This is a genomic window from Mycobacterium colombiense (assembly GCF_003284975.1).
Classification (GTDB): domain Bacteria; phylum Actinomycetota; class Actinomycetes; order Mycobacteriales; family Mycobacteriaceae; genus Mycobacterium; species Mycobacterium europaeum_A.
Genome location: NZ_QMEU01000011.1, coordinates 74,630 through 85,688, shown reverse-complemented (window position 1 = coordinate 85,688; position 11,059 = coordinate 74,630). Strand labels below are relative to the sequence as shown.

The window sequence follows — 11,059 nt, the reverse complement described above, 5'->3', positions numbered from 1 at the left end:
ATCTCTTGGCGCAGGCCTCGGTGGTGTTCGACGAAGGCCAGCATCACCGCCGCGGGCTGTATGCCGCGGCGTTGGCCCGGGAACTGGCCGACGAGTGCGGTGGCTTGCACACGCCGGCGCTGCACACCCCGACGGGCCTGAAGTTGTCCGGCCGCCAGCGCGACGTCGTCGAGCTCGTGGTGGCCGGGCTGTCCAACCGCGAGATCGCCGAGAAGCTGGTGATGTCGGTGCGCACCGTGGAGGGCCACGTGTACCGGGCCTGCCAGCGGGTGGGGGCGCAGTCGCGCGAGGAGCTGGCGTCGATCATCCGGTCGGGCCCCTGCGGCTCGCCCACGGCCTAGAGACCGAGCAGCCGCGCCGAGGCCCACAGCGCGAGCACTGCCACCGCCAGCGACGCGGGCACCGTGCACACGCCGAGGCGGGTGTATTCGCCGACCCCGGCGTCGACGTCGTGCTGGCGTAACACCCGCCGCCACAACAGGTTCGACAGCGATCCGACGTAGGTCAGGTTGGGGCCGATGTTGACCCCGATGAGCACTGCCAGCACGGCCACCGGCCCGCTCGGCGCGACCAGCGGCAACAGCACCAGCGTGGCGGGCAGGTTGTTGACGACGTTGGCCAGCGCGCCGGCCAGCGCGGCGATGGCGAGCAGCGCGGGCAGGCTCGAACCCGACGGCAGCACCGCCGACATCGCCCGGTCCATCCCGTTGAGCATCACGGCCTGCACCACGACGCCCAGCGCCAGCACGAACACCAGGAACGAGATGTTGACCGAGCGCACGATGTCGGACGCCGAGGTGTGCCGACGGCGCAGGCTGCGCACCGCCAACACCGCGGCGCCGCACAGCGCCACCCAGGCCGGGGCGATGCCCACCGACTGGGCGACCGCGAACCCGGCGAGCGTCAGCGCCACGACCACCAGTACGAACACCGGCGGGCGTGGCGGCGCGCCCAGCTCTTCCGGGTCGGGCTGCACCCGCAGGTCCTTGGCGAAGAACCAGCGGAAGACCACGTAGAGGACGGCTATCGCGCCCACCCACGGCGCCGCCATCGCGAGGGTGAACTTGGTGAACGAGATGTTGGCGGTGTGGAACGCCAGCAGATTGGTCAGGTTCGACACCGGCAACAACAGCGATGCGCCGTTGGCCAGATGGGCGGTGGCGTAGGCGTAGGGCCGCACCCGGGTGCGCTGCCGGCGCACGGCCGCCAGCACCACCGGCGTCAGTAGCACCACGGCGGCGTCCAGGCTCAGCACCGCGGTGATCAGCGAGGCGATGACGAAGACCCGCCGCAGCAGGCCGCCCGACCCGACCCGGCCCCGGGTGATCGCCGCGCCCGCGGCCTCGAACAGGCCCTCGTCGTCGCACAGCTTGGCCAGCACCAACACCGCACCCAGGAACGCGACCACCCCGGATAGATCGGCGATCTGTCTGGCCGCCTGGTGCACCGAGATCGCGCCGACAGCGATCAGGATCAGGGCCGCCGGGACGGCGGCCAGCGCCTCGGGCCAGCCGCCTGGGCGCGCGACGGCGAACGCGAGGACCACGGCAAGCAGCAACAGCGCAAGCGTCAGGGCCAAGGTGCCAACCGCTCTACTTCCACGGGTCTTCGCGCCGCCACACCGTGGGCAGGTGCACCGAGACACCGTCCTGCGCGGCGAGCTCGTCGAGGACACGGACGGAGACGTCCAGGTCGTCGCCGGCATAGGGCAAGGCCCGCAACGGTTTTGTCAGCGGGCGGAAAAAGTCGTCCCAGTGAATGAGGATCACCCGGCGCGCACCCACCGCGCGCACGGTCTCGGTCCAGTAGTCGAGCAGGTATGACCGGGGCTGCAGCCCCAGCTGTCCGACGGACAGGTACGCCGCGTCGGCGCGCCGGCCGGCCAGGGCGCCCTCGACGAAGCCGGCACTGCCCTGGATCAGCAGGCGCCGGCCCGTCGGCCGGTGGCGCACCAGCGTCGACCAGGACTCGCCGCAGCGATACGCCGAGGCCCGCACCGGCGGGGTCACCGGTTCGCCGATGACGCCGGGAAACCGGTCGGGCGGGCAGTGGTGCGATTCGATCAGGGTCACGTCGTAGGCGCCCAGCTGCATCGGTTCGCCGTCGACCGCGACGACGATCCGGTCCTGCGGCAGGCCGTATCCGCGACCGACGTTGGCCGCGGACTGCCCGCCGACCAGCCGCGCGCCGGTGCGGTCGGCGACGAGTGCGGAGTCCAGCACGTGGTCGAAGTGGGTGTGCACCGGGATGACCGCCTCCAGCCGCGAGACCTTGGCCCGGGCCAGGCATCCGTCGACGCGCGCCGGCGAGGGCGCCACCTTGCCGGCCGCGACCGTGGCCAGGCTGGGCCGGGAGAAGTAGCCGTCGGTCATCAGGGCCGACGAGCCGTCGTCGATCAGTAGGGTGGCGACGCCGATCCAGGTCACCGAGAGCCCGTCGGGTTCGGCGGCGGGGGCGTCGAACCGGCCTGCGTACCTCGTGATGTCGGGACGCCCGAGTTTCAGTCGCATCAGCAGAACGCCTTGATCTCGGTGCCGGCCGTGGCAAGGCGGTCGCGGACGGCGGTGGCGATCTGCACCGCCCCCGGCGAATCACCATGCACGCAAACCGATTCCACCTTCAGCGTGAGTTGGGTGCCGTCGATCGCGGTGATCCGCCCGGAGTCGACCATGGCCGCCACCCGGTCGGCGATCACCGCCGGGTCGGCCAGCACCGCGCCTCGATCGCGGCGCGACACCAGCCGGCCGTCGGGCCGGTAGGCCCGGTCGGCGAAAGCCTCTGCGACGGTGCGTAACCCGCGCCGGGTGGCTTCTTCGAAGAACGCCGAGTCCGCCATGCCCAACACCGGCAACCCGGAATCCACCAGGCGCACCGCCTCGGCTACGGCGGCGGCCTGCTCGACGTGGGTGACGATCGTATTGTAGAGCGCGCCATGGGGTTTGACGTAGGACACCGTGGAGCCGGCCGCGTGCGCCATCGCCCGCAGCGCGCCGATCTGATACACCACGTCGGCGATCAGGTCCTCGGCGGCGACGTCGATGAAGCGCCTGCCGAACCCGGCCAGGTCGCGGTAGCTCACCTGCGCCCCGATGCGGACCCCGCGCCGAGCGGCCGATCGGCATACCCGCAGCAGGCCCGCCGGGTCACCGGCGTGGAAACCGCACGCGACGTTGGCGCTGCTGACGATGCCGAGCATGGCGTCGTCGTCACCCAGGCGCCAGACACCGAAGCCCTCGCCCAGGTCGGCGTTGAGGTCGATAGCGGCCACCCGCCCAGCTTATGGGGGCACCCCGCGCCCGCCTAGGCGAGGACGCGCGGCGTCGGCTACCGCCCGCTGACCCTGGCCGCGATCTGCTCGGCGAGGTCGACCGCGGAACCGCCGGGCACGAAGGAGCCGCAGGTGGCGACGTCGATGACGACGTTGTTGCGCACGGTCAGCGCCCGCTGGCACGTCCAGCCGTCGCTACTGTCCTGAACTTCGGAGGTGCTGAGCGTGCCACCGACCTTGTGGGCCTCGCCGACCGTCCACACGATTTCCGGCTTGTCCACGGGATGTTCGGAGAACTTCCGGTTGGCGCAGGCGGACCACCTTCGCACCGAGGCGTCGTAGAACGCGTTGGCCTTGCGCGCCGAAGGGTAGGCGATCACGGCTTGGATGGCGGAGTCGTTGCGGACCGCCGGGTCGTCGAAGTTGTCGTCGAGGCGCTGGCCACGCATCGCGATCCAGCCGGTGTCCGCATAGACGGCCTCCTGGGCCGGGCCGTCCATCGCCAGGCAGCTCTTGTCGCTGAAAGTCGAACTCCAATCCCACATCGTCTGAACGCCGTACCGCAGCCGCATCCCCGAGCTGAGCAAGGAGTTGATCTGGTCCACCCCGAGCAGCAGCCCATCCAGCGCCGCGGCGACCACCGGCGGCTGGGGCAGCGGACCGGAGGTGTCCGCGGGTGACGCGCTGCCGCCGACCACGGTGGTGCAGCCGGTCGCCAGGGTGGACACCGCCGCGGCCACCAGCAACGCGATTCGCCCGCGCACCACTGCCTCCCGGACGTGGAACCTTGTGGGGCCCAGCTTAAGCCGCAGCGGATCGCCGGCGCCCGATCAGCCAGCAGAGCAGGTAGATCAGGAACGAGATGCTCGCGACGAACACCGACACCGGCACGCCCGGCGCCAGCGACAGCACCAGGCCCCCGACCGCGGACACCTCGGCGAACACCACCGAGGTCACCATCGCCGCCGCCGGGGAGGCGACCAGCCGGGCCGCCGCGGCCGCCGGCGTGATCAACAACGACATCACCAGCAGCGCGCCGACGATCTGCACCGCCTGGGCCGCCACCACCCCGACCAGGGCGGCGAACACGATGCCGAGCGCGTAGACCGGCACGCCGCGGGCGGCGGCGACGTCGGGGTCGACCGTGGCGAACAGCAGCGGGCGGTAACACGTCGCCAGCACGGCGATGACGAGCAAACAGACCAGCGCCAGCATGGTCAGGCCCGTATAGCCCACCCCGACGATCTGGCCGGTCAACAGGGCGAAGCTGGTCGACGTGCGGCCCGGATAGAGATGGATGAACAACACCGCCAGGCCCAGCCCGAACGCCAGCACCACGCCGATCACCGAGTCGCGTTCCCGGTCGCGCCGGCCGAGCACACCGAACAGCGCCGCGGCCAGGGCGCTGCCGATCAGGGCGCCGAGGCCCACGCCGAACCCCACCAGCAGCGCGAAAGCGGCTCCGGTCAAAGACAATTCGCTGGAACCGTGCACGGCGAACGACATCTGGCGCATCGCGATGAACGGCCCGATCAGCCCGGCCACCAGCCCCAGCAGGGCGGCCGCCACCAGCGCCTGCTGCACGAAGTCGTGGGCGAGCAGGTGGGCGGTGATGTCGAAGGAGAACAGGTGGTCCAGCAGGCCGGCGAGCCGATGCTCCATCAGCAGTACCCGTCGTCACGAGCGCCGGCCACCACGTAACCGTCCTTGACCTTCACCACCTGGATGTCGGATTGGTAGAGCGCCGAGAGGGTCTGGCTGGTCATCACCTGCTCGACCGTGCCGATCTCGAACCGGCCGTCGACCAGATACAGCAGCCGGTCCACGTACGGCAGGATCGGGTTGATTTCGTGGGTGACGACGATGACGGTGGTCGCGGCGTCCTGGCGGCGCCGCTCGATGAGCGCCGACACCAGCCTGGCGTTGGCCGGGTCCAGCGTCAGCAGCGGTTCGTCGCACAGCAACAGCAGCGGGTCGCTGACCAACGCCTGGGCGATGCGCACCCGCTGCAACTCGCCGCCCGACATCATCCCGACCCGGACGTCGGCCAGGTGTTCGCCGTTGACTTGGCGCAGCGCCTGGCGCACGGCCGCGCGCCGGCGGGCCCGATCGGCGGACCGCAACGGGATCGCGCCCCAGCTCGGCCCGTCGATGCCCAGCCGCACCAGGTCGCGCCCGCGCAGCATCACGTCGGCGTCCATCGGATGGTGTTGGGGCACATAGCCGATGCGTCCGCTGCCGGAAGTGATCGGCTTGCCGTCCACCAGCCCGACACCGCCGCTCAGCGGCAGCTGCCCCAGCAGCACCTTGAGCAGCGACGTCTTGCCGCTGCCGTTCGGGCCCAGCACCGCGATGAATTCGCCGCGCGACACCGACAGGTCCAGGTGGTCCCACAGCACGCGGTCGCCGAAGGACAGCCGCGCCCCCCGCAGCGAAACCGTTTCCGCGGGGTTCTCGATGGCCGGTTCGAGGCTCACGACGGTACGGGCCGGCTCGACCGCAGCGCGGACTGCAGCTGACTGACCGTATTGCGTTGCCAGGCAAGGTATTCCGTGCCATCGGTCAGGGTTTCGGACACATCGGTGACCGGGACGCCCGCGCGCCGTGCGGCGTCGCGCAGGCCGTTGATCGCGGTGGTGGAGGTCTGCGGGTTGAGCAGCACCGCCGACACCTGACGACGGTTGACCAGGTCGAGAACCACCGCCATGTCGGCCGGTGCCGGATCGGTCTCGTTCTCGATGGCCGCCTCGAACGCGGGCGGGGTCCGGTTCACCAGGCCCGTGGCCTTGAGCAGGTAGAACGCGACCGGTTCGGTCGCGACCACCGGGGTGTTGGGGTAGGCGGTCGCGATGGCGTGTTCGGCGCCGGCGATCGAGTCGGCGTCGCGGCCGAACGCGGCGGCGTTGGTCCGGTAGTCGGCGGCGTTGCCCGCGTCGATCGTCGCGAGGCGCTCGGCGATGGCGCTCGCCACCGATTTGGCGACGCCCAGGTCATAGAAGACGTGCTCGTTGCGGGGTGCTCCGTCGTTGTTCAGAAACGAGTAGGCGTTGACCGGCTTGGCGTCGGGGTGGCGGGCCAGCACGTCGTCGACCCACCCGTCGTACCCGCCGCCGTTGAAGACCACCAGCGGGGCGTCGGCGATCGCGGCGGCGTCGGCGGGACTGACCTCGTAGGAGTGCGGGTCGATGTCCGCCCCGCTGAGAATGGATTTGACGGCGACGTGGCGGCCGGTGACGGCGCGCGCCACGCTGCCCCACACGTCGGTGGAGGCGACGACGGAGAGCTCGCGCGAATGCGCCGTTGCGCCACAGCCGGTAAGCGCCGCGCCGCCGGCCAACGCCAGCGCGGCCGCCAGCCATCGCGTCGCGTCGGCGGTTCTGGCCTTCGCCGTTCGTTGCCGCGTCGGTGCCATGCGCACGTCCGATTTCCTCCCGCCGGCCAGTCAGCCGATCCACAATACTAATGAAAACCGTTTCCATTACAAAGCCGCAAGCTGAAGCGCGTACGCACGAGCCCCGATCCGCTGTAGCCTCACCGAACGTGAGTCCCACACCGCGCCGGCGTGCGACTCTGGCGTCGTTGGCGGACGAGCTCAACGTTTCGCGCACGACGATCTCGAATGCCTTCAACCGGCCCGATCAGCTCTCCCCGGACCTGCGCGAGCGCGTCCTCGCGACGGCCAAGCGGTTGGGCTACGCCGGCCCCGACCCGGTGGCGCGTTCGTTGCGGACCCGCAAGGCGGGCGCGGTCGGTCTGGTGATGGCCGAACCGCTGCCCTACTTCTTCAGCGACCCGGCCGCACGCGACTTCGTCACCGGCGTGGCCCAGTCCTGCGAAGCGTTGGGGCAGGGGCTGCTGCTGGTGGCCGTCGGACCCAGCCGCAGCCTCAAAGACGGCACGGCCGCGGTGCTTTCGGCCGGCGTGGATGGCTTTGTGGTCTATTCGGTGTGCGACGAGGATCCCTACCTGCAGGTGGTGTTGCAGCGCCGGCTGCCGATAGTGGTGGTCGACCAGCCCAAGGGGCTGGCCGGCGTCTCGCGGGTCGGCATCGACGACCGTGCGGCGATGCGTGAGCTCGCCGACCACGTGCTGGGTCTGGGGCATCGCGAGATCGGGCTGCTGACCATGCGGCTGGGCCGGGACCGGCGCCAGGGCCTGGTCGACGCCGACCGGCTCCGCTCACCCGCGTTCGACGTGCAGCGCGAGCGCATCGTCGGCGTGTGGGAGGCGATGACGGCCGCGGGCGTGGAGCCCGATTCGTTGACCGTGGTGGAGAGCTACGAGCACCTGCCCGAATCGGGTGGCGCGGCCGCCAAGGCGGCGCTGCAGGCCAACCCGCGGATCACCGCGCTCATGTGCACCGCCGACATCCTGGCGCTGTCGGCCATGGATTACCTGCGTGCGCACGGCATTTACGTGCCGGGGCAGATGACCGTCACCGGCTTCGACGGCGTGCCCGAGGCGATCAACCGCGGGCTGACCACGGTGTCGCAGTCCAGCCTGCAGAAGGGCCGCCGGGCCGGGGAGCTGTTGTTGAAGCCGCCACGGACAGGCACGCCGGGCCTGCCCGCCGTCGAACTGTTGGACACCGAACTCATCCGGGGCCGCACCGCCGGCCCGCCGGCGTGAGCCGGGCTACTTCGAGTCCTGGTCGCCGATCAGCAGCCGCACCGCGAGGTCCAGCCGCTTGCTGACGTCGGTGGCCGAGGCCCGCCGGGTGAGCCACGCCAGCAGGTTCGACAGCCACACGTCGGAGATCACCCGGGCGATGTGGTACTGGTCCTCGGTCGGTTCGCCGTCGGCCATCGCCCGCGCGAACATCGAATCGATGAGCTTCTCCACCTGGTCGACCTCGCTGGCCGCCGACGCGTCGGCGAACACGTAGGCCCGGGTCATCGCCTCGGTCAGCAGGGGGTTGCGCTGCATCGCGCGGTTGAGCTTGCCCACCATGAAGTTCAGCCGCTGAAAGGGCGTGCCCCCGGTCATCGCCGAGCGGTCCGTCTTGGCGTCGATGCGGCTGAACTCGCGGCCCAGCGCCGACACCAGCAGGTGCACCTTCGACGGGAAATACCGGTACAGCGTCCCCACCGCAACGTCGGCGCGATCGGCCACCGCGCGCATCTGAACTGCCTCGTAGCCGCCCTTGGAGGCGATGGCCATGGTGGCGTCCAGGATGCGCTTGCGGCGTTCCCGCTGCGCCTCCGACCCCAGTTCGGACTCCGCCAGTACCGCCACGTTCAGAACCTCGCGCGGCTGCGCGTCAGATACGCGGCTCGGATTTGCGTTGGCTGGCATGTGACGGTTTGCTCCTGTTCCCGGCGGTTCGTTTGCAAACGATACGCATTCTGCGTGTGAATTTCCCACCTCCATACCGCCGCGGACAAGCGCTGTGCTGCTGTAATGGCGTTCGACTTGACGGTCGATCACTGGCACTATTAGAACACGTTCTAGTCTCGTAGAGCGCGGGTTGCGTGCCAACACGTGCGGAAGACATACCCGCTGGGCGGGCAGATCGCACAGTCAGGTCAGGGGCTTGAGCCCTTGTCACACCGAGTCAAGGACGCGGAGGTCTCTCACGTGGTAGCGACCGTCACCGACGAGCAGTTTGCCGCGCGGGCCCTGGTGCGCGACTGGGCCCGCAATTCGACGTCGGGGCCGGGCGGCACCGCGGCGATCCGCGACGTGGAGCACGGCGAGGCCGACGCCTGGCGGCCGGTGTTCTCCCGGCTGGCCGAGCTGGGCATCTTCGGCGTCGCGATCCCCGAGGAGTTCGGCGGGGCGGACGGCAGCATCGAAGACCTGTGCGCGATGGTCGAGGAGGCGGCGAAGGCGCTGATCCCCGGGCCGGTGGCCACCACCGCGCTGGCCACGCTGGTTCTCGCCGAGGCCGGATCGGAGCCGGAGTTGCTGGCGGCGCTGGTCGCCGGGGAGCGTTTCGCCGGGCTGGCGCTCGACGGTGACATCGGGTTCGACGGCGCGACGTCGAAGGCCTCGGGCACGCTGCCGTTCGCGCTGGGCGTGGCCGACGGCGCCGTGCTGCTGGCGCCTGCCCACGGCAAGTGGCTGCTGATCGACACCGGCGGCGAGAGCGTGCGGATCGAACCCCTGCAGGCCACCGACTTCTCCCAGCCCCTGGCCCGGGTGGTGCTGGACTCGGCGCCGGCCACCGTGGTGTCGGACAAGCGCGAGCGCGTCGAGGAACTGGCCGCGACCGTCCTGGCGGCCGAGGCGGCCGGCATCACCCGATGGTCGCTGGAGACCGCCGTCGACTACGCCAAGGTCCGCGAGCAGTTCGGCAAGCCGATCGGCAGCTTCCAGGCCATCAAGCACATCTGCGCCGAGATGCTGTGCCGCGCCGAGCAGGCCGAGGTGGCCGCCGCCGATGCCGCGCGGGCGGCCGCCGAGGACGACGAATCCCAGTTCTCCATCGCGGCGGCCCTGGCCGCGAGCACCGGCATCGCCGCCGTGAAGGCCAGCGTCAAGGACTGCATCCAGGTCCTCGGCGGCATCGGTTGCACCTGGGAGCACGACGCGCATCTGTACCTGCGCCGGGCGCACGCCATCGGCCGGTTCCTGGGCGGGGCGGAGGCCTGGCTACGCCGCATCACCGCGCTGACCCAGTCGGGTGTGCGACGCCGCCTGGGTATCGATCTCAGCGAGGTCGAGGACCAGCGGGCGCAGATCGCCGCCGCCGTCGCCCAGATCGCCGAACTGCCCGAGGAGAAGCGGCAGGCGGCGCTGGCCGAGGCGGGCCTGCAGGCACCGCACTGGCCGCCGCCCTACGGGCGCGGCGCGGGACCGGCCGAGCAGCTGCTGATCGACCAGGAGCTGGCGGCGGCCGGCGTGGCCCGGCCCGACCTGGTGATCGGCTGGTGGGCGGCGCCGACCATTCTCGAGCACGGCACGCAAGAGCAGATCGAGCGCTTCGTGCCCGGCACCACGCGTGGCGAATTCCTGTGGTGTCAACTGTTTTCCGAGCCGGGAGCCGGCTCGGACCTGGCGTCGCTGCGCACCAAGGCGGTCCGGACCGAGGGCGGCTGGAACCTGACCGGGCAGAAGGTGTGGACGTCGGCGGCGCACAAGGCGCGCTGGGGCGTGTGCCTGGCCCGCACCGATCCGGACGCGCCGAAACACAAAGGCATCACCTACTTTTTGGTGGAGATGAGCTCACCGGGTATCGAGATCCGCCCGCTGCGGGAGATCACCGGCGACTCGTTGTTCAACGAGGTGTTCCTGGACAACGTGTTCGTTCCCGACGAGCTGGTGGTCGGCGAGGTGAACGACGGTTGGCGGCTGGCTCGCACCACGCTGGCCAACGAGCGGGTCGCGATGGCCAACGGGACGGCGCTGGGCAACCCGATGGAGGAGCTGCTCGAGCTGCTGGCCGAGCTCGACCTCGACGCCGCGCAGCAAGACCGGTTGGGGCGGTTGATCGTCGCCGCGCAGACCGGCGCGCTGCTGGACCAGCGGATCGCCCAGCTGGCCGTGGGCGGCCAGGACCCGGGGGCGCAGTCCAGCGTGCGCAAGCTCATCGGTGTGCGCTACCGCCAGGCCCTGGCCGAATTCACCATGGATGTGTCCGAGGGCGGCGGGCTGGTCGATCGGCGGGCGGACGGCGACCGCGCGGTGTTCGACTTCCTCAACACCCGCTGCCTGACCATCGCCGGCGGCACCGAGCAGATCCTGCTCACCGTCGCCGCGGAGCGACTCCTTGGGCTGCCGCGCTAGCCAGGTAACCGCATTCGCCGAGCCGGTAAATTCGCACACCCGCACTCGCACTTCGTCTGCGGA

At 70.7% G+C, this 11,059-nt stretch carries 11 protein-coding genes; 3 read left to right on the top strand and 8 right to left on the bottom strand.

Annotated features, from left to right (window positions below):
* The coding region (locus tag DQP58_RS06795; RefSeq protein ID WP_133259347.1) for a response regulator transcription factor at nucleotides 1-341 on the top strand (341 nt) is incomplete at its 5' end.
* Here DQP58_RS06795 and DQP58_RS06790 read toward each other — a convergent pair.
* Genes DQP58_RS06790 through DQP58_RS06760 form a run of 7 tightly spaced genes read right to left on the bottom strand, consistent with a single transcriptional unit; the run spans nucleotide 338 to nucleotide 6,680 of the window.
* A complete protein-coding gene (locus DQP58_RS06790; RefSeq protein ID WP_112707703.1) occupies nucleotides 338-1,579 on the bottom strand; it encodes an SLC13 family permease in 1,242 nt (413 codons plus the stop codon). The genes DQP58_RS06795 and DQP58_RS06790 overlap by 4 nt on opposite strands.
* Nucleotides 1,580-1,592: 13 nt before the next feature.
* Nucleotides 1,593-2,510 carry an MBL fold metallo-hydrolase gene (locus DQP58_RS06785; RefSeq protein WP_112707702.1) on the bottom strand — a complete coding sequence of 306 codons (918 nt, stop codon included), beginning with the start codon at nucleotides 2,508-2,510 and terminating at the stop codon, nucleotides 1,593-1,595.
* Nucleotides 2,510-3,268 (bottom strand): LamB/YcsF family protein, encoded by a 759-nt coding sequence (locus DQP58_RS06780; RefSeq protein ID WP_112707701.1) that lies wholly within the window; start codon nucleotides 3,266-3,268, stop codon nucleotides 2,510-2,512. The genes DQP58_RS06785 and DQP58_RS06780 overlap by 1 nt, the downstream gene beginning before the upstream one ends.
* Nucleotides 3,269-3,324: 56 nt before the next feature.
* Nucleotides 3,325-4,035 (bottom strand): sensor domain-containing protein, encoded by a 711-nt coding sequence (locus DQP58_RS06775; protein ID WP_112707700.1) that lies wholly within the window; start codon nucleotides 4,033-4,035, stop codon nucleotides 3,325-3,327.
* 34 nt (nucleotides 4,036-4,069) lie between these two features.
* Entirely contained in the window at nucleotides 4,070-4,930 is an 861-nt protein-coding gene (locus tag DQP58_RS06770) for a metal ABC transporter permease (protein WP_112707699.1), read from the bottom strand.
* Nucleotides 4,930-5,745: a metal ABC transporter ATP-binding protein gene (locus tag DQP58_RS06765; RefSeq protein WP_112707698.1), complete on the bottom strand. Its 816-nt coding sequence runs from the start codon at nucleotides 5,743-5,745 to the stop codon at nucleotides 4,930-4,932. The genes DQP58_RS06770 and DQP58_RS06765 overlap by 1 nt, the downstream gene beginning before the upstream one ends.
* Nucleotides 5,742-6,680, bottom strand: coding sequence for a metal ABC transporter solute-binding protein, Zn/Mn family (locus DQP58_RS06760; RefSeq protein WP_112707697.1), 939 nt, complete (start codon nucleotides 6,678-6,680; stop codon nucleotides 5,742-5,744). The genes DQP58_RS06765 and DQP58_RS06760 overlap by 4 nt, the downstream gene beginning before the upstream one ends.
* Nucleotides 6,681-6,808: 128 nt before the next feature.
* Here DQP58_RS06760 and DQP58_RS06755 point away from each other — a divergent pair, with 128 nt between their 5' ends.
* Nucleotides 6,809-7,897, top strand: coding sequence for a LacI family DNA-binding transcriptional regulator (locus tag DQP58_RS06755; RefSeq protein ID WP_112707696.1), 1,089 nt, complete (start codon nucleotides 6,809-6,811; stop codon nucleotides 7,895-7,897).
* A 6-nt stretch (nucleotides 7,898-7,903) separates the two neighbouring features.
* Here DQP58_RS06755 and kstR read toward each other — a convergent pair whose 3' ends face one another.
* Nucleotides 7,904-8,503 carry a cholesterol catabolism transcriptional regulator KstR gene (gene kstR / locus DQP58_RS06750; RefSeq protein ID WP_066867395.1) on the bottom strand — a complete coding sequence of 200 codons (600 nt, stop codon included), beginning with the start codon at nucleotides 8,501-8,503 and terminating at the stop codon, nucleotides 7,904-7,906.
* A 342-nt stretch (nucleotides 8,504-8,845) separates the two neighbouring features.
* Here kstR and DQP58_RS06745 point away from each other — a divergent pair, with 342 nt between their 5' ends.
* The gene (locus tag DQP58_RS06745; RefSeq protein WP_112707695.1) at nucleotides 8,846-10,996 is read left to right on the top strand and encodes an acyl-CoA dehydrogenase; all 2,151 of its coding nucleotides are present in this window, start codon (nucleotides 8,846-8,848) and stop codon (nucleotides 10,994-10,996) included.
* Nucleotides 10,997-11,059: the final 63 nt, after the last annotated feature.

Excerpts from the sequence above, each read along its gene's own strand:
- DQP58_RS06785 (WP_112707702.1), bottom strand. The coding sequence starts at position 2,510 with ATGCGACTGAAACTCGGGCGTCCCGACATCACGAGGTACGCAGGCCGG.
- DQP58_RS06770 (WP_112707699.1), bottom strand. The coding sequence starts at position 4,930 with ATGGAGCATCGGCTCGCCGGCCTGCTGGACCACCTGTTCTCCTTCGAC.
- DQP58_RS06760 (WP_112707697.1), bottom strand. The coding sequence starts at position 6,680 with ATGGCACCGACGCGGCAACGAACGGCGAAGGCCAGAACCGCCGACGCG.